Below are 24,480 nucleotides of genomic sequence, written 5' to 3'. Positions count from 1 at the left end.
GTCAAGGCCCGGAGCGTGCGTGGCGCCATCGGTACCAGCTGGTGGTCCGGGCGGTTCATCGAGGTGTTGGAGACACTGGGCGTGGGGGCGCGTCTTCAGCGTGGCCGCAACTATGCCCGCCGTGGGCAGGTGATGTCGCTGGACATCGACGCCGGCACGGTCCTTGCCAGCGTGCAGGGGTCGCGAGCGAAGCCGTACCGGGTACGCATCGGTCTCCGGGCGTTCGGCAAAGCGGAGTGGGCGTCCGTGGAGGAGGCACTGGCGGGCAATGCCTGGTACGTGGCGACCCTGCTGGCCGGGGAGATGCCCGCCGATATCGAGGACGTCTTTACCGGGGTCGGGCTCTCGCTCTTCCCGCGTGGTGCCGATGAGCTGAGCCTGGATTGCTCCTGCCCCGACTGGGAGGTGCCGTGTAAACACCTGGCGGCGGTGTTCTATCTGCTGGCTGAGCAGTTCGACGACGACCCGTTCCGCATCCTCGCCTGGCGCGGACGCGAACGCGAGGACCTGCTGGGACGGATGCACGAGGCCGACTCCGCGGGTGGGAACGAGACGCGCGCAGGCGCCCCCCTGACGGACGTGCTGGACACTTTCTACGTCTCGCCCGCGCCTCTTCCCCAGCGACGGAGGTCCGTTGGCGGCGCGCTGTTGCTGGACCAGTTGCCGCCCGTGGATGTCACGGTGCGCTCTCGTCCGCTCACCGAGGTCCTGCGTCCCGTGTATGCGGCGCTCCGAAAATCCGCCGAGCGTCCATCGGACCCGGTCGACCGCCCGTGAGCGCCAACAGGTCGAACTCCTGGCCCTTGGCCAGCGACGGCGTGACCGACCCCTCAGCAGATTGACGAGGTCTGGCGCGTCGACCTTCAGCAGATCTCGGGCACCTCGACCTCGAGTAGGCTCACCTACTGCCAGTTCTCGATGCACGCCGATGACCGTGCGATCCGCTCGGCGTTCGAGGACGCAAAGAAGGCGTTCGGCGCCGATATCGCCCAGTCGTACGTCAACCATCGTCGCCGGCGACGACGACGGCGACGATGACGGGCTGCGTGACGCTTTCGTGCGCACCGCCGCGCTCGCGATGATCAAGGAGATTCGCGAGAAGGTCGACCGGGAGGCCACCGAGCTGGTCGAGCGATGGTTGGCGCCGCAGCGTGGCGAGCTCAAAGGCCTTCCCGACGTGCGCCATCAGGACTACGAAGAGATCCGCGCGATGACCATCGCGCCGCAGCGTGGCGAGCTCAGCCGGCCGAAGTCGCGCATGGAGGACTTCAAGGTCATCGATGCTGACGACCAGCTCGCCGACGCGCCGCTCATCGGGAAGCACCTGATGTCGGATGAGCACGGCATGTTCCCGATGTCGTCGCTCAACGCCTGGGAACGCGAGGTGGTGATGGCTGAACAGACGCGGCCGGGCGCGCTCGGCTGGTACCGCAACCCGCCCCGTTCCGCCGGCGACTCGCTCGGCATCGTCTACCGCGATCAGCAGGGCAACTGGCGCTCGATGTACCCCGACTTCGTGTTCTTCCATGAGGTCGGCGGTGAGGTGAAGGCCTCGATCGTCGACCCACACGGCCACCACCTCCCCGACGCCGATATCAAGCTCAAGGCACTCGCGGAGTTCGCGCAGCAGTTCGGCGCCGACTTCTACCGCATCGAGGCGGTCTCCCAGGTCGAGAACGTGATGCGGGCGCTCGACACGGCCAGACCGGCCGTCCGCAACGCGGTGCTGTTCGAGAACAAGTCGGCGGTCGACTTCTACATGGCGGACATCGCGATCGATTACGTGGGGTGAGTGCGCCGGCGTCTGAGTCGCGCTACCATGTTTGCATGCAAACGCGTGTCTCCGAGCCGGCGTACACCACGCCGATCTATGCGCTGAGTGAAGCCGCGCAGATCATCCATGCGCCGGCCACGTCGTTTGGGCGATGGGCGCACGGGCATGACTTCCAGCAGCGGCGCAGAGGTGAACGTGGCTGGAGCCCGCCAATCCTCACCGGCGTCCGTCGCGGCCGCGGTTTCACCGTCCCGTTCAACGCGCTCGCCGAGGGATACATCGTCGAGTCGTTCCGGCGCGCTGGGCTGCCTTTGGCGCGCATCCGGCCCGCGATCGAGGTGCTGCGCAACGAACTCGGCCTTGAGCATGCCCTGCTCAGTGAGCGGCTCAAGACCGACGGCGCCGAGATCCTGCTCGAGAACGATGCCGCCGAGCTGCTGGTCGTCCGCAACAAGCAGGGGGTATTCCGCGATGTCGTCGACCAGTACCTTCAGACGATCAGCTACCGCGACGGATTCGTCGACTCGTTGAGGCTGCCGACGTACGAGCGGGTCGACGTGATCGTCGACCCGTCCCGCAATTCGGGGCAGCCAACCGTCGCACGGCTGGGCGTGCGGGTCGAAGACGTCGTCAGTCGCATGCGCGCCGGTGAGCCGATGATCGAAGTGGCTGATGATTTCGGCCTGGAAGACGACGAGATCCGGTCGCTGCTGGTGCAGGCGGCCTGATCTTGACTCCGGCGCGCTTCCTGCTCGACAGATCTGTCGGCGGGCGTGCGCTGGTTTCGCGGCTGCGCGAGGCGAACTGGGACGTCAGAACCCTGGCCGAAGCGTACGGTGATGCTCGCGCTCAGACGATGCGCGACGAAGAGTGGATCAGCGAGGGCACCCTCGCGGGCTTCATTCTTGTGACCAAGGACCACCGGGTGGCGACGCGACCTCTCGAGGCTCAGGCCATTCACGCGGCCGGAGCGCGTGTCGTGACGTTCGCGCGAGGCGACATCACCGCGGCGACCATGGGGGACATGTGTCTTGAATTCGCAGAAGCACTGCACAACTTGGCGCGAGCAAACCCGCCGTTCGTGATCTCGCTCAGCCGCGGAGGGTTACGGCGAAAGAAGCTCTACTTTCCCTGACGGGATTCAGCGCGCCGGAGCAGCGGAGCACATGCGCCGGACGTCGCACTCGCGGCACTTGCGGCGGCCGGGCATCGGTTCGAAGTCTCGGCGCCGCAGGCTGTCGATCGTGGCGACGATGTGCGCCTCTGACCTGATCGCGTCGAAGTCGGCCAGGCGTCCGATCTTCTGGCCGTCCTGGTTGTCATAGATCACGTCGGCGCGCCCTGATATCACCGCGCCGTCGACAACTCGAACGGTCGCTCGGTCGCAAGACATCGGAGCGGCGAAGTTGTAAGTCAGTGCTCACTCCGGCAAGTAGACCAAGGTGAGCGAGCCGCAGGCCGGTACCGGCACTGAGGTGTCCGCTCGATCGCCGATCTCCTCGTCCAGTCTGCTGAGGTAGGCGGTATGCCCATGGATGACGGGTGTGTCGACCACGACCGGGCTCCAGGTGGGGTTGGCCACGCGTACAGCGTAGCCAGCGCCGGACTCCATCAGCTTGACCGTGCTGAGCACTATCGAGGGGTCCAGATCCAGCAGCGTGTAGCTGCCGGGAATGCTTCGACCGGTCGGATTGAGCTGGAAGTCGTTGTACTTCTTCACCTGGAAGGTGCAGTCCACGGTGTTGAGCAGGTTCGTGGCGTGGCTCGCCTCGACGATGCTCTGTTCACCGTCGATGAACCCGACAGCCAGATCGAATGCCAGATGCTGTTTGAGCTGCCCGTCCGGTGACGGCACCTTGATGCCGGAGGCGCGCCCCGGGCGGCGAGTCAGATCGTCCTTACCGATGTCGCCGTACGCCCGGTAGAGCGTGACGTTGACCTCGTTATGGCTACTGCCGGTGATCTCGTATTCGCGCAGTCCCCGGGTGGCCACGAAAGTGCCACGGTGATCCTGCGTCAGCGCGCTGAAGCCCAGCATCGGGTAGATGGGGTCTGGCTTTTCCTGCCAGCCGAGCTCGCGGAAATTCGCCGCCTCGGGGTGCTGAAGTTCTCGCTTGATAACGCCGAACTGGTTGTCGGCGATGGAGTATTCAGGTGCGAGATCGGTGATCACCGTCAGGCGCACCCGGTGGTTCTCGGCGTCGTTGTCGTGCTCCAGGTGGATGCGGGCGAATCCCTCGCCGTCGCGGAGCTCTACCGTTCCCGCGAACGCCGCCGTGCGACTGGTGATGCCTCGCTCGCGCTCGTCCAGGGTTGCCGGTACCGTTCTCCGTGCGGTGAAGGCGAGACGTTGCGCGCCTTCGATGATCGTGACGGGACCGGCTTCGAAGGCGAAATCGCGGAAGACCATGTCGTTCGGGGGAGGGGAGTAGTCGTAGCTGTCGCCCTCGTCGCCCGATTCCTCCAACGTGGCGATGACTTTCTGCTCATCACGGCTCGTCAGACGGATGCCGTTCTCGGTGACCTCGGCAGTGATCTCGGCGTTCTGGATCGCGGCACCGGCCGGGGCTCGGGTTGCCACGACCGTACCGCTGCGGCCCGGCACGACCCGGTAGGTGGTGTAGCCCAGTCCCTCAAATCTGGCCCGGAAGGCGATCACCACCCGGAACATGGGGATGTGCTGGTTCAGGTGCGCGATCTGCCGGTCGATCTTCTGCGCGTCATAGTCCTCGATCGTCAGCACCGAGTAGACGACATCGTTGCCGTCGACGTCGACCAACGCGAATTCGCGCTCGCCGACGAACAGCTCCTGCTGCACGAGACGGGTCCCGGCAGATGGGACCGCATTGAAGACGAACAACAGGTCTTCGTCATCGGGCTTCTCGACACTGTTGGCCATCAGACGCAGTGTCATATTCGCGTGGGCGTGGATGATCTCGCGGGCTTTGACGAATCGGTGTTTGATGTCCGCATTCACCCGGTCGCTGTTGCAGCAGCCCATGCTGTCGTGTGCGTGGCACTGCAGGATCGTCTTCCAGGCCTCGGCGACCAGCGACGGCGAGTAGTCGAACCCGAGCCGGCTGGCCACCGACAGCAGCGGCTCCAGCATTCGGGTCAGCTCTGTTTCGGCCGCTGCGTTGGCCATCTTGATGTCCATGCGAGTCGAGTAGATCGACCGGTGCACCCGCATGTACTTGCCCTCAGTGAACTCTCCCTGGTACATCTCGAGGTCGGCGTCGTCGGCGAAGGTGTCGGCGATGTAGTCCTCGATGGTGCTGATGCGGTAGGAGTCGCCGGGATTCATCTCCTCCAACTGGGCGAGCACGGCCGGGAGGTTCTTCTGGATCGGCATCTGGTCATGGCCGGCCGGTATGAGGACGTTGTTCGACGCCGAGTTGCTTCCTAGGCGTGCCAGCATCCTCTGCACCCGCTGCTGGAGAGCGACGGGGTCGGATTCCAGATATTTCGCTACCTGATAGCCCAGGGCGATGTTGGTGGCGTTGACCGCGCTGCCGTCCGGGCCGGTCCACACGAAGTTCACATCGCGGGCCTGACGCTCGGTCTTGCCCCGCCAGAAGACAGCGGAGTGAATGCCGAAACCGTTCAGCAGGTGCGGAAGGCTGGCGCTTTGCCCGAACGAGTCCGGTATGTAGCCCTCCCGCATGACACCACCGAACCGAGCGGCGATCTGCATCCCGTACATCAGGTTCCGGACCATCGACTCAGCGGAGACCACCTGTGAATCAGTCTGCGTGAACCACGGGCCGAGCTTGAGTCGGCCCGCCTGAGCCAGGGCGCGGATGCGTTCCGCATCCTGGGGACGGGTCTTCAGGTAGTCTTCGACGACGATCGCCTGACCATCCAGGACGAAGTAGCCGAAGTCGGGATCAGCTTCCAGATGAGTGAGGATCTCCGCCAGGTCGTGCATCAGCAGCGATCGGGATTCCTCGATGGTGAAATACCATTCCCGGTCCCAGTGGGTGTGGGGGACGACGTACACCTGTTTGTGCATGGCGGGTCTCTCCTCCGCAGGTGACGTGGGCTCAGCTGAGGACACTGCCGACCTCCGACTTGTGGGTCGCCTCGTCGGGTCCGTGTTTGCGAACCTTCACGCGCTTGGCGACCACGATCAGAACAGTCGTCACCGCCAGCCCGGTCGCCAGCGCGAGGACCCAGTTGAGGGGGTTCTGGGTGATCGGGATGGTGATCATCGAGCCGCCGGCCGAAGGCAAGGACGACCCACCCACCAGGGAGAGTGCCGCGGCAATGCCGCCGCCGATCATCGAGGGAATGATGATCCGCAACGGGTCACGCAGCGCGTAGGGGATCGCCCCCTCGGTGATTCCGAATGCACCGAGCAGCCAGATGCCCTTGGCCGTGCTGCGCTCCTCGTCGGTGTAGCCCTTCGGTGCGAACACAGCGGCGAGCGCCACCGCGATCGGCGGGATGCACTTCGCGGCGGCGAACGCGGCATAGGGCGCGCCGTTGCCCTCGGCGAGGGCGTACACGCCGAAGAGATAGGCCGCCTTGTTGATCGGCCCTCCCATGTCGGTACAGGCCAGTGCGCCCAGCACCAAGCCGAGCACGATCAGGCTTCCACCCTGCAGTCCCTTGAGCAGATCGGTCAAGGCCGTCGTCACCGCGGCGGCGGGGTCTCCGATCACGAACAGGATCAGGGCGCCGATGACGAAGGAACCGACGAAGGGGTAGAACAACACCGTCATGATGCCGGCGAACGATGGCGGGTACGGAATCTTCTTCAGGTACTTGACCAAGTAGCCCGCGGCCAGACCGGCGATGACGCCTCCGATGAAACCTGACCCCACCGGATAGACGTGGGCGTTGGCGGCCGTGACCAGGTCCTGCACGGTGGTGGCTTTGCCTGCCGAGACTGAGGCGGCAAGGGTGAGGGGCACCCCTTGGGCGGCGATCCCGCCGGCCAGGCCAGGGATGAGCGCGGCCTTGTCGCCGATGCCGTACGCGATATAGGCGGACAGGATCGGCACGAGCAGGGCCAGCAACGACGTGCCCAACAGCCTGATCTGGTCCTGCGGTGTGCCCGCGGCGCTGGCGTTACCGGTGCCGTAGACGAGAAGGGTGAGCGATTGCAGCAGACCACCTGCGACGACGAGCGGGATGATGTAGGAGACCCCGGTCAGGATGGCCCTGTATATCTCCTGCCAGACGGACTGCTTCTTCTGACGTTCGATCTTCACCACGGCCTACTTCACCGCCTCGACGACCTCGTCGAGCACCTTGACCGACTTCTTGATGGCCTCGGACAGCGAGCACTCGAGCGTGGGAACCGGGTCGAACCGCTCGGCGCCGGCGATGCTGACATCGGCCGCGATGATCGCGGCGTCCGCCCGAGCGAGATCTTGGGCCGTGATCTCGTTCTCTCGTCCGGTCGAACCCTGGGTCTCCACCTTGATCTCGATCCCACGCTGGGCGGCGGCTTTGATCAGGCTTTCTCGGGCCATGTAGGTGTGTGCGATGCCAGTAGGGCAAGAAGTCACTGCGACGATGAACATGTCATTCTCCTTTGGATGCCAGTGCGGATCGGATATCAGCTTCGTCTTCGGCATTGATCAGCTCGGCCCTGAATTCGTCATCCATGAGAGCCGTGGCGAACTCCGACAGCAGCCGCAAGTGGGTGGTTGCTGGCTCATTCGCGGGGACGCCCAGCATGACGACGAGCTTCGTGGTCTCCTCGTCGTCCTCGTCCCACAAGAACGGATCGCGCAGAGTGGCGATCGCATAGGTCGCCGTCGACACGGCCTCGGATTTTCCGTGCGGGATGGCCAGGCCTCGACCGACCCCGGTCGAGATGGATCTCTCTCGCGTCTGCAGATCCTCGACGAATCGCTCGAGGTCGGTGACCTTCCCGGTCTCTACGAACAGGGTCGCCATCGAGCGGAAGACCTCCGCCTTGGTCTGGCCGGGCAGGCCCACGCGCACCATCCGGGGGTTGTACAAGTCAATGAGCTTCATGCGCCTGACCTCCTTGTGTAGAACGCATCTGCGCCCGGCTCGGACCGGATGCAGGCTCCGTGGTGCCGGAATGAGCGCCGTAACGTCAACGTTGACGTCAACGTTGACGTTAGACTTCCGCATGTGGTCGATGCTGTCAAGGCCCCAAGCATGATGGTGTAATGGGCCGGGTGCGGGACGGCCGCCCGGAGAGGAGTCAGGGTGGACGAGCGGCGACTTTCGACCCGCCCGACGATGCGGGACGTGGCCGATCGGGTTGGTCTGAGCATCAAGAGCGTCTCCCGGGTCTTGAACGGAGACCCCGGAGTCTCCGAGGCGAAGGCTGAACACGTACTCACCGTGGCCCGCGAACTCGGATTCCGCCGCAACGACCTGGCCCGGAGCTTGCGCCTCCAGGATCGGACCGAGACTATTGGCGTCGTCGTCCGGCAAGCTTCTACCCGCTTCTACGACAGCCTGATACGCGGAATCGACGAAGTGGCGGCTCGCCACGGTGCGCTTGTACTGACGGCGACAACGCAGAGTGCTGAGCGTGAGCAGTCGGCGGTTCTGGCGTTGTCGTCTCGTCGGGTTGACGGCCTGATCATCGTCCCCTCGGGCGAGGATCAGTCCTATCTACGCGCCGAGGCCGCCGCTCGGATGCCGATGGTCTTCGTCGACCGACCCGCCCGAGGCATCAGTGCGGACACCGTGGTCGCCGACAACGTCGCGGGTGGCTACGCCGCCACCCAGCATCTGATCGCCCGTGGTCATCAGCGCATCGGTGTTATTGGAACGCGAAGTTCTGCCTCGACTATGAGCGAGAGAGCACGCGGCTACCGCGATGCCTGCAGGGAGGCGGGCTTGGCATCCGAGGACCTGGTGCGCTGGAACGCTCACGGTCAAGAAGGAGCGCAACAGGCGTGTGAAGAGTTGCTCGGCTTGGCCCATCCTCCGACGGCTCTGTTCGCGCTCAATAACGTCTGCACTATCGGTGCCGTTCGCGCGCTGCAAGGCGCGCAGCTGTCCCGTCAGGTCGCTCTGATCGGGTTCGACGACTTCGATACCGCCGACCTGCTCAATCCCCCGGTCACCGTCATCACCCAAGATGTCGAGGAGATGGGCCGTCGAGCCGCAGAAGCGATTTTTTCGCGCATCGACGGTCGGCCGACGACGTCCCGCCGAGAGAAGACAGTCCTGCCCACCACGTTGATCGCCCGCGGCTCCGGCGAGATCGAGCCCGATCGGCCGGTGGCACGGCGTATCGGCGCGTGACCCCGAAGCAGCAATGCACCACCCCGCGCCCCTCGACGATGCCCGTGCTGCTCCGCCAGATTGGAAGCACCGAATGGAGGATGACTGACGATGGCGCATGCGACCGGTGGCGGAGGCCGCGACGTCGCGCGGCTACGCCCTTCCATCCCGTCCACCGCGACTAGCCCGATGGGCCAGGGAACCAGCCCCGTACGCGACAACCCCTTCAGGGCCAAGAGCGAGGCGAACCGTCAGGCGGCGGCTCGCGTCTATATCAAAGCGCGTGAAAGGGCCGGACGGCCCGTGTCGGCCGAGATTCGCCGGATGGCCGAGGGCGAAGCCTGACGCCGCGCGCCAGGGCTCGCGCGCTTCTGGCCGACTTGCCCCGAGTGGTGACTGACACCGCGGCTACCATGCACCGCATGGACATCACACTGGAGAACGTCGGCATCGCCGTGCGCGGCCTCGACGCGACGATCGCCTTCTTCACGGACCTCGGGCTCACCGTCATCGGTCGTGACACGGTCAGCGGCGAGTGGACCGACACCGCCGTCGGGCTCGACGGCAACCACGCGAAGATCGCGATGCTGCAGACGCCGGACGGTCACGCCCGGCTCGAACTCTTCGAGTACCTGCACCCCGACGCGATCGAGACGGAACCCACGCGCCCCAACGGGATCGGCATGCACCGTTCGCCTTCTCCGTCGACGACCTCGACGAGGCCCTGGCGATCGCCGCGACGCACGGCTGCCATCCGCTGCGCGGCGTCGCCACCTATGAGGACATCGACAAGCTCACCTACGTGCGCGGTCCCAGCATCATCGTGATGCTCGCCGAAGCGCTCAAGAAGGGCTGACGGGCGACCGGCCAGTCGATTCACATGCAGCCGGGCCGGTAGCCGCGAGGACCTCGGGCCGCGTGTCGGCGGCTTCGATGCCGGTGTACTCGACGTACGTCTCGCGCAGCGCCTCGACGGCGTGGGCGGCAGCGCTCTCCCAGGCGCTCGACGGCAGCGAACGTGCGCCCGAGGCGTGCCGCTTTCTGCTCGAGGATCAGGTCGTCTCGCGGCACGGTCGCGGCGCCCGCGTCGAGGTCAGCGGTTGCGACGGCGGCGGAAGTGGCCTTCCACCAGCCTGCCCCGGCGAGCGTGAGGCCGCACCCACACGTCCCCCGAACTGGGCGCGGCGACGACGGCGGGTGGTGGGTTCGGGGTCGTCGTCTTCTGAGCCGTCCGGGCGGGCGGGAGAGTAGTGGGGCGCCGCGTCGTCAGGCCGGCCGCAATCGCCCGGTTCGGTCCGTCGAAGGCGGGTGCCATGAAGTCGAGCGCCTCGGGCTCGACCCCGCTGGCGACCGCGTCCTCGCGCCAGTGGGAGACGGCAGCGTCGACGGCGCGGAGACGCTCGACAGCGTGCTCCCGGGTGAGCCTGAAGGCGTCGCAGCGTTCCAGCAGCAGCCGGATGTCGCGGTCGGCCGGATCGTCCTCCGGGGTGAGCGGCGTATCGGAGGCGCCACGGCGAGACGGGTTGACGTCGAAGGACGGGGCCAGCTGCCATCCTCTGCTTCCCCGGTGCAGTAGCCCGTGGTTGCGCATGTGGTCGTCGATGTTGTTGACCATGGCGACCATGGCCGCGCGCGAGAACAGCTCCGCGGCATCCGCGTCCGGCCTGCCCGAGATGGACGCGACTCGTGCGGCGAGAGTCGCGTAGTCCGGGTGCTCGTACTCGCTGGTCTGGAACGCGGTGCGGAAGCTCATGAAGGGGATCCGCCTGGCGCCGTCTCGATCGAACCGTCGGGTGAGGAAGATCGACCGGTCAGGGCCGAGTCGGATCGTGGTTGAGGGCTGGACCTGGATGCCTGCCCGCTCCTGCAGCCGGACGACGGTCATCTCCCAAGCAGAGATGTCTCCGATGTCCGACGTGCGAGGGAACTTGGCCAGGTGCATGGCGCCCTCGTGGTCTTGGATCCACGCCTTCGGCTGGGCGCCACCGGGTGATGACCCCACGCCGATCAGTTCCTGGACGCCCTCGTCGACTTCCCCGGTGTCCGCGAACCGGTCCGCGGCGGCCGCCAGGCGGGCCAGGTCGCCGACGCCGGCGCGGGTATGCCTGGGGGCGAGGAACTGCCCGTCGCGGCGGAACCGCAGGGCACCCTGTCGGGTGTCGTCGCTGACGGCGAGAAGGAGGTCGATCTCGGATGGCGACCCGAAGCGCTCGGCGCGTTGCTTGGCCGCCCGGCGCATGTCCGCCTCCAGCAGCCTCCGTCCCCACCGGTCAGGGGCGGCGTCGTCGAAGGCGAGGAAGGTGCTCCTGTGCGGGGCGGGGGTCAGCGGCCCTCGGACCAGCGGCAGGTCCGGGGAGAAAGGGAATGCCTGCGTGTCGGACAGCCACGCCGGGTCGTAGGTGAAGGTCAAGGACGCGTACTGGAACCCAGGCCGTGTCTCGATGACGCAGGTGCCGACGACCCGCTCGTCCAGCCATACCTCGAGCGGGCTCACGGGGTGCTCCTCCTCTTGGCCCGCCGCCGGCCGAGGGTGTGCGCGCGCATCCGGCCGAGGTCGGTGTTCAGCGGGTCGGTGGCCTCCTCGAGCCGCTTGTCGAGGTTGAGGACGCGGGCGAGGGCGAGGAAGCTGCCGAGCTTCACGCCGGGGTCTCCTCGCTCGATGCGGCGCAAGGTACCGACGGAGATATCGGCACGTTCGGCGGCCAACTCCTGGCTCAGTCCGAGCATGATCCGCCACTGGCGCATGTGCTCACCCAGAAGGTCCATACTCGACATTCTAGCTCCTAAAAGTACTTACACGATGCATTAGACCTAATAATACGCGCTTTCTGATACTTTATCTAGCAGCTTCGATCCGGAGTCGCTCAGGCCGTGCCGCCGGCGGCCGTGGGCGCCGGCCAGCCGGGGGAGGCTATAGGCGGTCATGTTCAGGTCCGGGCCCAGAGCGGAGGCGGCGAGCCAGGCACTGCTGGGCGGTGCGGCGGCTGATCTTCTCGGTCATCCCCCCCCATGTGTGCGGACTTCCCGCACATCCTCGACACGAAGAAAGGGGCTCACCGCAGGTGAGCCCCTTTCAATCTCGTCGGTCAGTGTGAGACCAGGTACTGCTCCAGCGCTTCACGCACGATCACCGATTTCGGCACGTGCCTGTCCGAAGCCACTTTCTCGACTTCCTCGAAGAGTTCTTCGGTCACGCGAGCCTGCAGGACCGGCGCCGACCCCTCCACGCCAGGAGTCAGCGAGGGCCGACCGATCGCTCGCCGCGTGGCTTCCTCGACTGTGCCTGCGCCGGTGGCTTCCATAAGCAGCCGTCGACCGTGCTCAGCCGCCGTTCGGCCGCGGCGGGCCGTGCCCGGCTTGGACCGGAGTGTCCCCCGCTCGGCGCGGTCTGCCAACTCGTCATCCTCGCGTGTCATTCGTCCTCGGTTCCCTCGTTCAGCAGATGCCGGTAGTTGTCGCTCAGGTCCATGACGTGGAAGACCCTGATTCCCCTGGTGCCGGTGAATCGCACGAGGACCTCAAGATATCGATCCGTCTTTCCGTGCGGATGACCGACGAACGCGGTGACACCGTCGTCCTGCTCTTCCGACCCCTCGGCATGGGTGATCGCGTAGATGGCATCTTGGTGGGCGATCGAGTGTCTGTCGGCACTCTCCGCCCACTCGACTCCCACCGCATTATTGTACGACAGAAGTCACGAATGCGCCGGATCAGGCCGCGGCGAGCTCGGGGGTCTGGTTGGCGGCGGCCTCCAACTCCCGGTTGATCCGGGCCAGCTCAGCCTCGGCGGCGTCGCCACCTACGAGGACATCTACAAGCTCACCTACGTGCGCGGACCCAGCGGCATCATCGTGATGCTCGCCGAGGAGCTCATGAAGGGCTGACGGGCGACCGGCCAATTCGTCTCGACCGGATCGATCATCGGCAGCGAGTCGGCCTCCCAGGTTCTCGGTCGTTGACGATGTCTATAGGCTATTCACATGGGCAACTCGACGCCTGCAGCGTTGCGGCTGCGAGCCGCCGTACGTCGTCATGAGCGGTCGATCGGGGACGTCCTCGCGCGATACGGAGCGACCAATCCGCGGCTCTTTGGCTCCGTCGCTCGTGGAGATGCCCGAGACGGTAGTGACATCGATGTGCTGGTCGATCTCATCCCTGGGGCGGGGAACGAGCTCCTGCGGGTGGCTGGGCTGTCCGAAGAACTCACTGACTTGCTGGGCACGCGAGTCGATGTGGTCACTGAACTGCTGCTTCGTGATGAGGTGTCCGCAACGGTGCTCGCCGACGCAGTGGCCGTATGAGTCGGTCGGATCAAGACCGTTTCGCGGATATCCGGGCAGCAATACACCGATGTTTCGACTACCGGAATCACCTAGATTCGAGTGAGCTCGGAGCGATGGCCTACGACGCTGTCCTGCGGAATCTCGCCGTGATCGGTGAGGCGGTCAGGGCACTGCCTCGGGAAGTGAAGGATGCTCACCCGGAGACCCCTTGGGCGTCCATCGCTGGACTGCGCAACGTCGTCATCCATGAGTACTTCCGCGTCGACCCGGAAGCGATCCGAGACATCGTCGACAACGATCTGGCACGACTGGATGAGGCGTTGACCGAAAGACCAAGCAGCGAGCCCTGACACCGACCGGTGCCAAGGCTCGCTGCGTCGAAGGAACCCCTACGCCGCCGGCCCCCACGCCCCCGGCAGCTCCTCCGCAAAGACGCGGAACTCGTCGTGATGGGTATGCAGGTGCCAGAGCTTCTCGGCGACGTCGGCCGGGCTCTTGGTCGACCCTTCTTCACCCATGGCGCCCGGGATGATGATCTGCCCGACGCCGATGTTCTCGTCCTTCAGCGTCTCGTGCAGCATGGCCGCGAACGCCGTCTCACCGGCGAACGCGATCGACGTACCCGCGACGCCGGCGCTCGGCTTCGCGCCGGACCCGCCGTTGACGAACAGAATCGACCCCGTGCCCAGCGTGCGCATGCCCTGCAGCACCTGGTGCGCGGCGGCGACCGGCCCGTAGATCGAGAACTCGACTGCGCCCTTGAGGTCCTCGACCGTGGTCTCCAGCACCGGGCGCAGGAACTCCTTCTGCGGCAGCGGGCTGTACTGCAGCACCTCGATCAGGCCCAGTTCCTGGGTGGCCGCGTCCAGCGCGGCGATCAGCGACTGCGGGTCCCGCACGTTGGCCGTGTACCCGCGGGCGGTGATGCCGTCCGAGCCCAGCTCGGCGGCGAGCGCGTCGACCCGCTCCTCGTTGCGCGCGATCAGCGCGACGTCGAACCCCTCCGAGCCGAACCTGCGGGCGACGGCGGCGCCGAGTCCCTTGCCGGCTCCGACGATGGCGATGGTGCTCATCCTTGTTCTCCTTTGAGTTGATGTTCGTGTTCGGTCAAATCTGAGACGGAGCAGACGGCGACGATCGGCAGGTCGTGCTCGCGGCCGAACCGCTCCCACGCCGCCGTCGTGTCCCGCGCGAGCCGCGCCGTCAGCTCGTCGCGCGTGCCCCCGACCAGCGACGCGAGCCGATCGGCGAAGTGCGGCTCGATGGCGGCGACGGCGACGTGCCCGTCGACCGTCGCGTAGATGCCATACTCGTCCAGCCCGCCGCCCAGTGGCATCCCCGGTCCGGTGAGGCCGTGCCGGACGGCGGCCGCGGCGTCGTGCGCCGCCTCGGCGAGAACGACGCGCTGGTGTGACGGAAGACCAGCGTCCCGCAGCCGCAGGGCGGCGAACACCGCGGTGACGGCTCGTTCGGCGCCGAGCAGATCGGCGACCGGAACCAGCGGAGGGCTACCCGAAGTGAGCAGCCCGGCCTCCGCCTGGAACGTCAGGTCGTGCCCGGGACGGTCGTCGTCGTGCCCCACGATCTCCACGAACGCGAGACGGTGCCGCTCGGCGAGCGACGGCAGCCCCAACCGCGCGGCCGCGGCCGGGCGCATCGCCGTCAGCAGCACGTCGGCGCGGGACACCAGCTCCTCGAAGCGAGCGCGGTCGGAGGCAACCTTCAGGTCCAGCGTCACGACAGCGACATCGCGGTGCAGTTCGTCGTACCAGTCCGGCGCGGCCGCCCTCAGCGGATCCCCGGCGAGCGGCTCGACGGTGGTCACCGCCGCCCCGAGCGACACCAGCCGCGCGACGGCGAGTGGCCCGGGCAGGTTGATCGCGAGCGAGACGACGGTGACCCCGGACAGCGGCAGGACGGGACTCACCGCCGGCGCGCGGCCGGCTGCAGCTCGGCGTCGCCGTAGCTGTTGTCGTCGGGGTTGAGCGTGACGCCGGGGGCGACGATCGCGTCGATCCGGTCCAGCGCGTCCGCGGGCAGCGTGATGTCGGCGGCGGGCAGGTACGACTCGAGCTGCTCCATCGTGCGCGGGCCGACGATGGCCGCCGTCACGCCCGGGTGGTTGAGCACGAACGCGATGGCCAGCTCGATCAGGCTCATCCCGGCGCTCTCGGCGAGTTGGGCGAGGTCCTCGACGACGTCGAGCTTGCGTTGGTTCGCGGGGGTGGACAGGTCGAACCGGGCGCTCGGACGCCGGCCGGACGCCGGGGCGCTGGGCGCCTCCTTGCGGTAGCGGCCGGACAGCCACCCGCCGGAGAGCGGACTGTAGGTCAACGTGCCCATGCCGTAGCGCGCGGTGGTGGGCAGCACGTCCTCCTCGATGCCGCGCACCAGGATCGAGTACGGCGGCTGCTCGGTGACGAACCGCTCGAGGTGCCGGTCCCGGGCCGCCCACTGCGCCTCGACGATCTGCGACCCGGAGTAGGACGAGGAGCCGAGATAGCGGACCTTCCCCTGCCGCACCAGATCCGTGAGCGCCCCGAGGGTCTCCTCGACGTCGATGTCGGCGCTCGGCCGGTGCACCTGGTACAGGTCCAGGTAGTCGGTGCCCAGCCGCCGCAGCGAGTTCTCCACCTCACGCATGATCCAGCGGCGCGAACTGCCGCGGTGGTTGACGTCGTCGTCCATCGGCAGGGCGAACTTGGTGGCGAGCACGACGTCGTCGCGCCGTCCCTGCAGCGCCTCACCGACGATCTCCTCGGACACGCCGGCCGAGTACACGTCGGCGGTGTCGACCACGTTGATCCCGGCGTCGAGCGCGCGGTGGATGATCCGGGTGGCGTCGGCGCGGTCGTCGTTGCCCCACGGGCCGAACATCATGGCCCCGAGACAGAGCGGACTGACCTGCACCCCGGTGCGGCCGAGCGAGCGGTACTCCATGCGGGTCTCCTTCGGTTGCCGTGCCGTTCCAGTCTCCCTGCTGCCACGGAATCTGCGCCATGACCTCCGCGCCGACTACACCATGACGTTGATGCCCAGACCGGCGGCGAGGTCGATCAACCAGTCCAGGTCCGCGCCCACGCCGAAGATGCGGGCGTAGTCGGTGGCGATCTCCAGGTCGTCCGGACCGACGCGGTCACCGAAGAGCACGTACGCCTTCGCGTTGTTGCACTGACGGGACATCCAGCACACCCCGTCCAACCCGCCGTCGTCGTCGCGCACGGCGTGAGCGGCACCGGACCAGGCGACGGTGCGCGGATACTCGGCGGACGACGTGTCGGTCAGTTGCGCCGCGGTCACCGCCAGACGGCGCAGCCCCAGCCCATGAAGGGCGGCGAGCCGGAGGGCACGCCGGGTGACCAGGGCGGCGGCCGCCGTGTCCCGGTAGTCCTCGGGGTACAGGTCCCCGCCGCCCGCGGGAAGGTCGTGCAAAATCGTCTCGGCCACGGCGGCCTCCTCGGTCTCGCCGGCGTACAGCACCGGCACCGGCGGCTCACCGAAGAAGGCGAAGCGGGTGGGAGCGCCCCACCCGGGGTTGAAACTCGCCGCCGTGCGACCGGCTCGCGCCGTGAACACCCGGAACAGCCGAGAGCCGGCGGACAGCACGTCGATGCGCGGCTCAAAAGGGTCCGGAGGCGGGGGAACTCGGGGCTGTTCCGTCACCAGCGCACGCCGAAACGGCTGATCAACGCCTGCTCGACCCGGTCGACGTCGTCCGCGTCATCGAGCAAGTCCACCGGCCGGCGCCCGTGGAGGGCCTCCGCCGGCGCCACCAACCACAGCGCGAGTGTCTCGTCGGTGACGTCGATCGACCGGGCCGTCCCCAGCAAGCGAACGACGGCGGGCCGTGGGCGTCCGTCGTCGTCGAACTGGAAGCCGGGGTAGAAATTCCGTCCGCCGCGTCGGACGCCGAGCAGCGAGTCGCGCGCACTGGAGACCCGGGTACGTGCCGCCCGGTCGTTCCTCGACCCCATCCGGATGCCCGCTTCCGCAGCGGTGAGAAGGCCGAACTCCTCGTCGAGTCGACGCCAGCGGTTCTCGGTGTGTTGCACGGCCCGGGCGAGCTCGGGCGACGCCGGGACCCGCAAGGCGCGAGCGGCGGCGCCGAGCGCTTCAATTGCGTCGACGGTCCGACGCGTCGCGGCGAGCATCGCCTCGGTGGTGGCACCGCCATCGGGCGCGGCAGGAACGGTCATCTCGAGCCCCTCTCACCATGACTGACACTACTGATGCTATCAGTCAAGCGTCAGAACTGACAGGCATGCCTGACGACACAGCGGCTACCATGCGAGCAGGAAGAGCACCCGGCTCCACGGAGACCGGGCATGAATCACACGGGGGTGCAGTCATGGGATCGATGCGTTCGGCGCTCTACATCGACTTCGACAACTTCTTCGGCGGCCTGATCGCCGCTGATCCGGTGGCCGCGCTGGCGGTGATCGAGCGGCCGTCGACCTGGATCAATCGCCTGGTCTCCGCGCACGACGACGGCCTGGGCCGCCGGTGGCTGGTGCTCCGCTGCTACATGAACCCCGGTGGGTCGGTGCCCGATCCCTTCGGCGGCCCGAAGCGGCTCTACTTCTCCCGCTTCCGCTCCTCGTTCACGCAGGCGGGAGTCGAAGTCGTCGACTGCCCGTCACTGACGCACCAGCAGAAGAACGGCGCCGACATCCGCATCGCCGTCGACATCCTCACGGCGCTCCGGGCGCCGACCCGGTACGACGAGTTCGTCATTGCCTCCGCGGACTCCGATTTCACCCCACTGCTGCAGGCGGTCCGCGCCGACGACCGCCGGACCACCATGATCGCCACCCAATCGACCGTGGTCGCCTACGAGGCACTCGCCGACCGCTTCCTCGACGAGCAGGACGTGATCGAGCTGGCTTCCGTCTCGGCTTGGGCCGACGACGATGAGGCGGCGGCCGACGACGACGGCGCCGCGGCGACCGACGGCACCGGCGTCGGCGTCGGTGACGGTGTCGGCACCGGCGAGGCCCCGGCTGTCGTGAGGACGGCTGCCGTGCCCGTGACCGCCGAGGACGCTGGCAACGCTCGCGAGTTGTTCGAGCGGGAGGTCCGCCGCCAGTACGAGACGGCGACGGAACCGATCAATCTGGCTCAGCTGTCGAGCGATCTGCTGGAGACGATCGGCCGGAACCTGTCGGGGGAGGGCTGGTTCGGCACGGGTTCGTTCGTGCGTGCCCTGCAGGCGCTGCAACTGCCCGGCGCGTGCTTCTCGACCTACTTCCTGTGGGACTCGACGCGGCACGAAGAACCCGCCCCGACCACCAACGTTCACCGCAACGACATTCCGGGGCTGATCCTGCAGTTCTCCCAGGTGACCAACCTGCCGCTGATCGACTCCACGAGCTGGCCGGCGGTCTACGCATCGCTGGCGGCCTACGCGGCTCGCGGTGACTTCAACCTGACCGAGTCGAGTCGTTGGTCGAGGGACGACGCCGCCGACCGGGGTGTCAGCGTCGGCCGGGGCGTCTTCTCCTACGTCGTCCGGGCCTGCCGGTCCGTGGGTGCCCCACTTGACGGAAAGCCCGCACCGACGGCGCAGCAGATCGCCGCCGCCCTGCTGACCAACACGTTGCAGAAGTCGACCGTCGCCGGCTTTCGACCCAGCGACGCCGAGACCCGGGAGATCGCCACCTGGCTGCACTACGAGGACGCCACCGCCGAGCCAGCCACGCTCACGCTTGCCTCCACCTCCCGGTAGGTCGCCGTCCTCAGCCTGATCTCAGCAAACTACGCGTTGATCCCTCCCTGCCCCGGGCATACGTTGACCCGGTACCCGGCCGAGAGGGAGGTACACCGTGAGCGTGGGGGCCTTCGTGCGGCGCCGGTTCGCCGTACTGATCACCGTGGGGGTCGCCGTCGTCGTCCTCGTGATGGCGACCGTCATCGTCGGTCTGGCCAGACCGCCGGCCGTCGACGCGAACGACGAGATCCTGACCAACTTCGGTGACACCCCGACCTCGATGGTGCTGCACTGGCGTGGACCCGATTCGACCGTCGCCTACGGCACCGACAGCTCCTACGGCAAGACGGCGACCGCTCGTCCACCGGCGATCACCCCGGTAGACACCACCGGGCCCTTCTGGCAGGTCACCCTGGACGGACTGACGCCGGGCACCGTCTATCACTACCGGATCGGCAACGGCGCCGACCACACCTTCAAGACGGCGCCGACCGGAGACTTCCGCTGGGTGGACATCGCCGACGCCGGAACCACCTTCAAGGACCCGGCGGCCGGCGCGAAGTGTGCCACCCCGTGGATCGGGGACCATTGGAAGCAGATCGCTGCCGAGAAGCCCGACTTCGTCACGTTCGGCGGGGACACCAGCTACGCCAACAAGTGCGGGGTCGGGGCCGTTCATCAGTTCTTCAACGACGTCAAGCCGGTCTCGACCATCGCGGCGATGATGTTCGCATGGGGCAATCACGAGTACGGCGGGGTGACGAGTCCGCCTGCGCCGCCCGGCACGCCGCGGGATCGGCTGAGCAATTACAAGAGCCGCATCACCATGCCCAACGCGCAGACGCTCGCGAACGACACCCCCACCCGGCTGGACCGTCCGGGCTGCCCGGCGGTCGCCCCGGCCACCACGAACTCCTGCCAGGGCAACGACTGGGGCTGGTTCGACGCCGGCGGGATCCGGTTCATCCTGTGGCCTGAGGTCGGCATCTGGGGGTGCGACGGCGGACGCGAAGTCCAAGAGCGACCCGATCATGCAAGCCGCCCAGAAGGACCCGAACATCCGGATGATCGTGATCATCGCCCACCGTCCGGCGGTGAGCAGCATCGTCGCCGAGGCCCCGTCGCGGGCCGAGCTGACCAGCGCGGTGGACGGCCTGCACACCAAGTACGACAAGCTGCGGCTGTACATCGGGCACCACCTGCACGGTGCGGAGGCGATGACACCGAAGAACGGAGTGACCTACCTGGTCAACGGCGGCGGCGGCGTCGAGGAGGTGCGCTTCCCCACCAAGCAGTCGGCATACGCGAAGGTCGGCTCCCTCTTCCACACCTCCCACCCGTCGCACCTGCTCGGCACGGTCAGCGGCAACACCATGAAGCTGGAGTACATCTGCGGTCCGGTCTACGGGTTCAACCCGACGAAGGACGCGTGCAAGCAGGGGGACGTGCTCTACACCGTCAACCTCGACCTGCCGCCGAAGGGGTAGCGGTCCGGGTCAGCGGGTCGTTTGGTCTGGTGTGACATTGCCCATAGAATCTGACGACGAGTTGCATAGCAGGCAACACCAGTTTCTTCTGCTGTCGTGGAACCGACCCGCCGTGTTCCCCAGTGACCAGAGGCGGCCCTACAGTCGGGCAGGAGCGTACGTCCGAAGGAAAATCATGACTCCCAGCACCCCATCGACGGGCAGGACCGCCGCCTCCCTGATCGAGGCCCGCTCGATCGACTGGATTCCTGAGCGGGAACGCCACGGGAAGGTGTGGCACCAAGCTCCGTTGTGGTTCTTGGGCAATTTCCAGTACTTCTCGATCCCCATCGGTTTCATTGGGCCCTCCCTGGGCCTGGGCTTGGGCTGGACCGTGTTGGCCAGTGTGCTCGGTATCGGGGTGGGCACCGTCTTCATGGCCTTCCATGCCTCACAGGGCCCCACCATGGGACTACCGCAACTGATCCAGTCCCGTGCGCAGTTCGGATATCGCGGCGTGATCGTGCCGCTACTGGCCACGTTGTTCACCTATATGGCGTTCAATGTCGCCGACACCGTTTTGCTCAGCGAGGGCCTCAACAGCGCATTCGGCTGGGCTCCGGTGGCGATAGCCGTGCTGGCGACTCTCGCTGGCGTCGGCTTGGCGATCTTCGGCCACGACTGGCTGCACAAGGCATTCCGGCTGCTCCTCTATGTCTCCCTACCGATCATGGCTGTGCTGACGGTGGGCGTCATCCTGGGCGCGGCCGGCGGGTCGTGGGACGCCTCACAGTATGGCTTCTCCTGGCAGGCATTCATGGCCCAGTTCGCCGCCTGTGCCGCTTACAACATCACCTACGCCCCCTATGTATCCGACTACTCCCGGTACCTGCCCACAACGACCCCGGCCCGATCGGTGATCTCGGCCGTGTTCTTCGGAGCCTCATCCTCGGCGATCTGGTTGATCATCCTGGGGGCATGGTTGAGCATCGCCCTGGGCGCTACTGACGGGCTAGCAGGACTGCAGCTAGCCGGCAACACGATCGCCGCGCCCTTGGGGGACGCCGCGGCACTGCTCTCCGCACTGGCGCTCGTGGCCACCATGGGCATGAACGCGTACGGCGGAATGCTCACGGTGCTCACCACGATCGATTCCATCCGGCCGATCAGACCGCGGACCACCGCTCGAGTGGTGACGATTCTCGTGCTGGCCGTCGCATGGTATGCGATCGCCGCATCCATCAGCTCCGGCTCGGTTGACACCGTCTTCTCGGCTCTGACCTTGATGCTCTACATCTTGGTGCCCTGGACAGCCACGAACCTGGCCGACTTCTTCCTTGTCCGCAAAGGTCACTACGCCATCGAAGACCTCTTCGCACCCAGCGGGATCTACGGAGTCTGGGGATGGCGCGGTCTGACCGCGTTCGGGGTGGGTCTGGCCGCCGAGGTTCCCTTCATGGTCCTGCCCACTATCGGGGGGTGGAGCTATGTGGGTCCTGTTGCCTCAGCGCTGGGCGAGGTCGACATCGCCTGGCTGGTGGGCCTGGCTGTGACCTCGGCGGTTTATTTGCTGCTGAGCCGCTCACTGGATCATGCTGCGGAGGACGCCGAGCGACGCCGTAGCGACGCGCACCTCGGCGTGACCCCCACCGACTAGGCATCGTCTCGACTGATGCCGGAATCACTGCGAAAGGAAGTCACGATGACCACCGACCACGCCGTCACCTACCGCCCGGGCCGGGGCATCTCCCAGGAATCCGTGCAGGTCGCCCAGCCGGGGCGCGGGCACGTACTCGTCAGCATTCGTGCCACCGGGGTGTGCCATTCCGACCTGCACATCGTCAACGGCGACTGGCCTGCCGACAAGCCCCTGGTGCTAGGCCACGAAGCGTCCGGGGTCGTGGCGGAGACAGGTCCAGGGGTCACCACCGTCAGCGTGGGCGACCACGTTGTGCTGTCCTGGTTCGCCCCATGCATGCGGTGCGACAACTGCGTTGCCGGACGAGCTTGGCTGTGCACGGGTACCACCGCGCTGGACAACACCCTGCCTGACGGAACTACTCCGTTCACCGACGCGGCAGGGGAGGCGCTGTGGCCTTATCTGGGTCTGGGCACCTTCACCTCGCAGGTGATTGTGCCGGAGACGGCAGCGATCAGGGTCGACGACGACCTACCCTTCACCATCGGCGCCCTGCTCGGGTGCTCGGTGACCACCGGTATAGGAGCCGTCGTCAATACAGCACGCGTTCCCGCCGGGGCCTCGGCCGTCGTCATCGGCTGCGGTGGCGTCGGTCTGTCCGTCGTGATGGGGCTCAAACTGGCCGGAGCGCACCCGATCGTGGCCGTGGACCTGTCGGCCGACAAGCGAGCCAAAGCCATGGAGTTCGGTGCCACCACTACCCTCGATCCCCGTGAGACCGATCTGGCCACCTGGACAACCGAGCATCTCCGCGGGACGGACTTCGCGTTCGAGGCCATCGGCAACGAGAAGATCATCGAGACTCTCACCGGACTACTCGCGCCTGGCGGTGCGGCGGTACTCGTAGGTATGACCCGCGTCGGCGCCCGTTCCTCCATCGATCCCTATGACCTGGCCGACCAGGGAAAGAGCATTCTCGGTTGCAACTACGGTTCCAGTGTGGCCCGGGTCGATATCCCGCGCCTGGCTCGTCTTTACCAGGCCGGGTATCTGCCCCTGGAGCAACTCATTGACGGGACCCGCCCGTTAACGGATGCGCCTCGAGCGCTGGACGAGCTCGCCGCCGGTACGGGCCTGCGTTCGATCTTGGTTCCCGTCCGCTGAAGCAGTTCACCTCTCCCAGAAAGGACTCCGCATGCAGATCGCACTGCTTCAGTCCGTGGCAAAGATTCTCGACATCGACGCGAATCTCGACACCCTCGAGGAAGCGGCGCGCCGAGCCAAGGAAAATGGGGCCGATCTGCTCCTGACTCCTGAACTGTTCACATGCGGCTACAGTCCCGACCTGGTGCGTGCGAACGTCACGGCCGCAGACCTCGAGGAGATTGACAACGGAGCGGCGTCGATTGCGCGACGCCATGACATTTCACTCGTCTACAGTGCTCCTCGAATCACCGTCGAGGAGCGGTGGCACATCTCAGCAACGTTGCTGGACGCAGCCGGCGATAAGTTGCTCGCCTACGACAAGGTGCATCTGTTTGGGGAGGAGGAGCAGCGGACCTTCTCGGCCGGGTCGCACGGCCCAACAGCCGTGACCCACGGTGGGCTGCGAATTTCTCTACTCATCTGCTACGACGTGGAGTTCCCGGAATCCGTCCGGGCCGCCTCGGAACAAGGCGCCGAACTGGTGCTGGTCCCGACTGCGCTCGGGACAGGATTCGCTGCGGTGTCGCACGTCCTGATCCCGGCCCGCGCGCTCGAAAGTCAAGTGGTTGTGGCCTACGCCAACCACTGCGGCACTGAAGGCGGTCTACTGATGGGGGGCGAGAGCGTGGTCGCTGCAGCCGACGGAAGTCTACTGGCGCACGCAGGAGAAGGCCCCACGATGCTGTACGCATCGGTGGAGCCAGCCGCCATTTCCTCCGCACGCGAGCGCGTGCCTTATCTGCGGGACCGGCGTCCGGAACTTTACGTACGCTGGAACGGCCTTTCCGGCTCCTGATTTACCGGGCGGCCGCCCGGCCAACCACTTGCAGCGCCGACGTGCCGCTCACGGTCCCCGACGGTGTGTCAGGCGTGGATGTCGCTCATCGCCGGACCCGCTGGGGCAGGATCTGATCGGCGCGGGCCCGGCCGAGGTCGGTCTCATAGGGGTCGGTGGCGGTGACGATCGCGTCCAGGACGCCAAGGCCGCGGGCGACGGAGAGGACGGCGGCGAAGTTGACGCCGGGGTCGCCCTGAGTTGGGTCAAATCGTTAGTGCCTCGCTGTCGGGGCGTGGATTGCGTCGAGGATGGCTTGTTCGTCGGGGCCGGCCTGGGCCGGGATGGTCGTGGTGGTGCCGTTGACCGTGATGGTCGCTGACCGCAGTGGCTTAAGGGCTCGGAT

The 24,480-nt window shown here is 66.7% G+C and carries 26 protein-coding genes and 3 pseudogenes; 15 read left to right on the top strand and 14 right to left on the bottom strand.

What is annotated here, in order from left to right:
- The first annotated feature begins 15 nt into the window (after nt 1-15).
- The 4 genes from BKD30_RS06515 to BKD30_RS06500 all read left to right on the top strand — a co-directional run bounded on the left by BKD30_RS06515 (nt 16) and on the right by BKD30_RS06500 (nt 2,909).
- Complete coding sequence (locus BKD30_RS06515; protein ID WP_235861536.1) at nt 16-777, top strand: SWIM zinc finger family protein; 762 nt, start codon at nt 16-18, stop codon at nt 775-777.
- Nucleotides 778-928: 151 nt separating this feature from the next.
- Nucleotides 929-1,792 carry a hypothetical protein gene (locus BKD30_RS06510; RefSeq protein ID WP_143588086.1) on the top strand — a complete coding sequence of 288 codons (864 nt, stop codon included), beginning with the start codon at nt 929-931 and terminating at the stop codon, nt 1,790-1,792.
- Between the two features lie 35 nt (nt 1,793-1,827).
- Nucleotides 1,828-2,502, top strand: coding sequence for a DUF433 domain-containing protein (locus BKD30_RS06505; RefSeq protein WP_076703326.1), 675 nt, complete (start codon nt 1,828-1,830; stop codon nt 2,500-2,502).
- Between the two features lie 2 nt (nt 2,503-2,504).
- Nucleotides 2,505-2,909 (top strand): PIN-like domain-containing protein, encoded by a 405-nt coding sequence (locus BKD30_RS06500; protein ID WP_076703324.1) that lies wholly within the window; start codon nt 2,505-2,507, stop codon nt 2,907-2,909.
- Between the two features lie 6 nt (nt 2,910-2,915).
- Here the strand turns inward: BKD30_RS06500 and BKD30_RS06495 are convergent, their stop codons facing one another.
- The 5 genes from BKD30_RS06495 to BKD30_RS06475 all read right to left on the bottom strand — a co-directional run bounded on the left by BKD30_RS06495 (nt 2,916) and on the right by BKD30_RS06475 (nt 7,765).
- Nucleotides 2,916-3,104 carry a hypothetical protein gene (locus BKD30_RS06495; RefSeq protein ID WP_076703322.1) on the bottom strand — a complete coding sequence of 63 codons (189 nt, stop codon included), beginning with the start codon at nt 3,102-3,104 and terminating at the stop codon, nt 2,916-2,918.
- A 90-nt stretch (nt 3,105-3,194) separates the two neighbouring features.
- The gene (locus BKD30_RS06490) at nt 3,195-5,786 is read right to left on the bottom strand and encodes a glycoside hydrolase family 38 N-terminal domain-containing protein (RefSeq protein WP_076703321.1); all 2,592 of its coding nucleotides are present in this window, start codon (nt 5,784-5,786) and stop codon (nt 3,195-3,197) included.
- 31 nt (nt 5,787-5,817) lie between these two features.
- The gene (locus tag BKD30_RS06485; protein WP_159440550.1) at nt 5,818-6,990 is read right to left on the bottom strand and encodes a PTS fructose transporter subunit IIC; all 1,173 of its coding nucleotides are present in this window, start codon (nt 6,988-6,990) and stop codon (nt 5,818-5,820) included.
- 6 nt (nt 6,991-6,996) lie between these two features.
- Nucleotides 6,997-7,305: a PTS fructose transporter subunit IIB gene (locus tag BKD30_RS06480; RefSeq protein ID WP_076703319.1), complete on the bottom strand. Its 309-nt coding sequence runs from the start codon at nt 7,303-7,305 to the stop codon at nt 6,997-6,999.
- A 1-nt stretch (nt 7,306) separates the two neighbouring features.
- Nucleotides 7,307-7,765 (bottom strand): PTS sugar transporter subunit IIA, encoded by a 459-nt coding sequence (locus tag BKD30_RS06475; RefSeq protein ID WP_076703317.1) that lies wholly within the window; start codon nt 7,763-7,765, stop codon nt 7,307-7,309.
- Nucleotides 7,766-7,966: 201 nt separating this feature from the next.
- Between BKD30_RS06475 and BKD30_RS06470 the strand changes: the two genes are divergently transcribed.
- Both BKD30_RS06470 and BKD30_RS06465 read left to right on the top strand, forming a co-directional pair.
- On the top strand, nt 7,967-9,019 hold the full coding sequence (locus BKD30_RS06470) for a LacI family DNA-binding transcriptional regulator (protein WP_076703315.1): 1,053 nt from the start codon (nt 7,967-7,969) through the stop codon (nt 9,017-9,019).
- Nucleotides 9,020-9,420: 401 nt separating this feature from the next.
- Nucleotides 9,421-9,854, top strand: a pseudogene (locus BKD30_RS06465) (VOC family protein).
- Nucleotides 9,855-10,091: 237 nt separating this feature from the next.
- On the opposite strand, the gene BKD30_RS06460 reads toward BKD30_RS06465, so the two are convergent.
- From BKD30_RS06460 to BKD30_RS06445, 4 genes are all read right to left on the bottom strand, one after another.
- Nucleotides 10,092-11,492 carry a type II toxin-antitoxin system HipA family toxin gene (locus BKD30_RS06460; protein WP_076703313.1) on the bottom strand — a complete coding sequence of 467 codons (1,401 nt, stop codon included), beginning with the start codon at nt 11,490-11,492 and terminating at the stop codon, nt 10,092-10,094.
- Entirely contained in the window at nt 11,489-11,764 is a 276-nt protein-coding gene (locus tag BKD30_RS06455; RefSeq protein ID WP_235861535.1) for a helix-turn-helix domain-containing protein, read from the bottom strand. Before BKD30_RS06455 ends, BKD30_RS06460 begins: the two co-directional genes overlap by 4 nt.
- A 320-nt stretch (nt 11,765-12,084) precedes the next feature.
- A complete protein-coding gene (locus tag BKD30_RS16100) occupies nt 12,085-12,414 on the bottom strand; it encodes a ribbon-helix-helix protein, CopG family (RefSeq protein ID WP_076703309.1) in 330 nt (109 codons plus the stop codon).
- Nucleotides 12,411-12,671 carry a hypothetical protein gene (locus tag BKD30_RS06445; protein ID WP_076703307.1) on the bottom strand — a complete coding sequence of 87 codons (261 nt, stop codon included), beginning with the start codon at nt 12,669-12,671 and terminating at the stop codon, nt 12,411-12,413. The genes BKD30_RS16100 and BKD30_RS06445 overlap by 4 nt, the downstream gene beginning before the upstream one ends.
- Nucleotides 12,672-12,777: 106 nt before the next feature.
- Between BKD30_RS06445 and BKD30_RS06440 the strand changes: the two are divergent.
- The 3 genes and pseudogenes from BKD30_RS06440 to BKD30_RS06430 form a co-directional block, all read left to right on the top strand.
- Nucleotides 12,778-12,882 (top strand): annotated as a pseudogene (locus BKD30_RS06440) (VOC family protein); the annotation flags it as partial.
- Between the two features lie 96 nt (nt 12,883-12,978).
- On the top strand, nt 12,979-13,299 hold the full coding sequence (locus BKD30_RS06435) for a nucleotidyltransferase family protein (protein ID WP_076703305.1): 321 nt from the start codon (nt 12,979-12,981) through the stop codon (nt 13,297-13,299).
- Complete coding sequence (locus BKD30_RS06430) at nt 13,296-13,631, top strand: HepT-like ribonuclease domain-containing protein (protein WP_076703303.1); 336 nt, start codon at nt 13,296-13,298, stop codon at nt 13,629-13,631. The genes BKD30_RS06435 and BKD30_RS06430 overlap by 4 nt, the downstream gene beginning before the upstream one ends.
- Before the next feature lie 39 nt (nt 13,632-13,670).
- Here BKD30_RS06430 and BKD30_RS06425 read toward each other — a convergent pair whose 3' ends face one another.
- The 5 genes from BKD30_RS06425 to BKD30_RS06405 form a co-directional block, all read right to left on the bottom strand.
- The gene (locus BKD30_RS06425) at nt 13,671-14,354 is read right to left on the bottom strand and encodes an SDR family NAD(P)-dependent oxidoreductase (RefSeq protein ID WP_076703301.1); all 684 of its coding nucleotides are present in this window, start codon (nt 14,352-14,354) and stop codon (nt 13,671-13,673) included.
- Entirely contained in the window at nt 14,351-15,208 is an 858-nt protein-coding gene (locus BKD30_RS06420; RefSeq protein ID WP_083956076.1) for a CoA transferase, read from the bottom strand. Before BKD30_RS06420 ends, BKD30_RS06425 begins: the two co-directional genes overlap by 4 nt.
- The gene (locus tag BKD30_RS06415; RefSeq protein WP_076703300.1) at nt 15,205-16,221 is read right to left on the bottom strand and encodes an aldo/keto reductase; all 1,017 of its coding nucleotides are present in this window, start codon (nt 16,219-16,221) and stop codon (nt 15,205-15,207) included. Before BKD30_RS06415 ends, BKD30_RS06420 begins: the two co-directional genes overlap by 4 nt.
- 75 nt (nt 16,222-16,296) lie before the next feature.
- The gene (locus BKD30_RS06410; RefSeq protein WP_159440549.1) at nt 16,297-16,857 is read right to left on the bottom strand and encodes an RES family NAD+ phosphorylase; all 561 of its coding nucleotides are present in this window, start codon (nt 16,855-16,857) and stop codon (nt 16,297-16,299) included.
- Nucleotides 16,858-16,940: 83 nt separating this feature from the next.
- Nucleotides 16,941-17,477, bottom strand: coding sequence for an antitoxin Xre/MbcA/ParS toxin-binding domain-containing protein (locus BKD30_RS06405; RefSeq protein WP_076703296.1), 537 nt, complete (start codon nt 17,475-17,477; stop codon nt 16,941-16,943).
- 152 nt (nt 17,478-17,629) lie between these two features.
- Between BKD30_RS06405 and BKD30_RS06400 the strand changes: the two genes are divergently transcribed.
- The 6 genes and pseudogenes from BKD30_RS06400 (at nt 17,630) to BKD30_RS06380 (ending at nt 24,095) form a co-directional block, all read left to right on the top strand.
- Nucleotides 17,630-19,006, top strand: a complete 1,377-nt coding sequence (locus BKD30_RS06400) for an NYN domain-containing protein (RefSeq protein ID WP_076703294.1) — start codon at nt 17,630-17,632, stop codon at nt 19,004-19,006.
- Between the two features lie 172 nt (nt 19,007-19,178).
- Nucleotides 19,179-19,469 (top strand): annotated as a pseudogene (locus tag BKD30_RS17035) (fibronectin type III domain-containing protein); the annotation flags it as partial.
- Between the two features lie 550 nt (nt 19,470-20,019).
- A complete protein-coding gene (locus BKD30_RS16660) occupies nt 20,020-20,475 on the top strand; it encodes a metallophosphoesterase family protein (RefSeq protein WP_235861534.1) in 456 nt (151 codons plus the stop codon).
- Between the two features lie 175 nt (nt 20,476-20,650).
- Nucleotides 20,651-22,111, top strand: coding sequence for a purine-cytosine permease family protein (locus BKD30_RS06390; RefSeq protein WP_076703290.1), 1,461 nt, complete (start codon nt 20,651-20,653; stop codon nt 22,109-22,111).
- Between the two features lie 102 nt (nt 22,112-22,213).
- On the top strand, nt 22,214-23,257 hold the full coding sequence (locus tag BKD30_RS06385; protein WP_218189263.1) for an alcohol dehydrogenase catalytic domain-containing protein: 1,044 nt from the start codon (nt 22,214-22,216) through the stop codon (nt 23,255-23,257).
- Nucleotides 23,258-23,288: 31 nt separating this feature from the next.
- The gene (locus BKD30_RS06380; protein WP_076703287.1) at nt 23,289-24,095 is read left to right on the top strand and encodes a carbon-nitrogen hydrolase family protein; all 807 of its coding nucleotides are present in this window, start codon (nt 23,289-23,291) and stop codon (nt 24,093-24,095) included.
- Nucleotides 24,096-24,480: the final 385 nt, after the last annotated feature.

The organism is Tersicoccus phoenicis (assembly GCF_001968835.1).
GTDB lineage: Bacteria > Actinomycetota > Actinomycetes > Actinomycetales > Micrococcaceae > Tersicoccus > Tersicoccus phoenicis.
This window is presented reverse-complemented; position numbering and strand designations above follow the sequence as displayed.

Excerpts from the sequence above, each read along its gene's own strand:
- BKD30_RS06510 (WP_143588086.1), top strand. The coding sequence starts at position 929 with ATGACCGTGCGATCCGCTCGGCGTTCGAGGACGCAAAGAAGGCGTTCG.
- BKD30_RS06505 (WP_076703326.1), top strand. The coding sequence starts at position 1,828 with ATGCAAACGCGTGTCTCCGAGCCGGCGTACACCACGCCGATCTATGCG.
- BKD30_RS06490 (WP_076703321.1), bottom strand. The coding sequence starts at position 5,786 with ATGCACAAACAGGTGTACGTCGTCCCCCACACCCACTGGGACCGGGAA.
- BKD30_RS06480 (WP_076703319.1), bottom strand. The coding sequence starts at position 7,305 with ATGTTCATCGTCGCAGTGACTTCTTGCCCTACTGGCATCGCACACACC.
- BKD30_RS06475 (WP_076703317.1), bottom strand. The coding sequence starts at position 7,765 with ATGAAGCTCATTGACTTGTACAACCCCCGGATGGTGCGCGTGGGCCTG.
- BKD30_RS06455 (WP_235861535.1), bottom strand. The coding sequence starts at position 11,764 with ATGGACCTTCTGGGTGAGCACATGCGCCAGTGGCGGATCATGCTCGGA.
- BKD30_RS16100 (WP_076703309.1), bottom strand. The coding sequence starts at position 12,414 with ATGACACGCGAGGATGACGAGTTGGCAGACCGCGCCGAGCGGGGGACA.
- BKD30_RS06435 (WP_076703305.1), top strand. The coding sequence starts at position 12,979 with ATGGGCAACTCGACGCCTGCAGCGTTGCGGCTGCGAGCCGCCGTACGT.
- BKD30_RS06430 (WP_076703303.1), top strand. The coding sequence starts at position 13,296 with ATGAGTCGGTCGGATCAAGACCGTTTCGCGGATATCCGGGCAGCAATA.
- BKD30_RS06425 (WP_076703301.1), bottom strand. The coding sequence starts at position 14,354 with ATGAGCACCATCGCCATCGTCGGAGCCGGCAAGGGACTCGGCGCCGCC.
- BKD30_RS06415 (WP_076703300.1), bottom strand. The coding sequence starts at position 16,221 with ATGGAGTACCGCTCGCTCGGCCGCACCGGGGTGCAGGTCAGTCCGCTC.
- BKD30_RS06405 (WP_076703296.1), bottom strand. The coding sequence starts at position 17,477 with ATGACCGTTCCTGCCGCGCCCGATGGCGGTGCCACCACCGAGGCGATG.
- BKD30_RS06400 (WP_076703294.1), top strand. The coding sequence starts at position 17,630 with ATGGGATCGATGCGTTCGGCGCTCTACATCGACTTCGACAACTTCTTC.
- BKD30_RS16660 (WP_235861534.1), top strand. The coding sequence starts at position 20,020 with ATGCAAGCCGCCCAGAAGGACCCGAACATCCGGATGATCGTGATCATC.
- BKD30_RS06390 (WP_076703290.1), top strand. The coding sequence starts at position 20,651 with ATGACTCCCAGCACCCCATCGACGGGCAGGACCGCCGCCTCCCTGATC.
- BKD30_RS06380 (WP_076703287.1), top strand. The coding sequence starts at position 23,289 with ATGCAGATCGCACTGCTTCAGTCCGTGGCAAAGATTCTCGACATCGAC.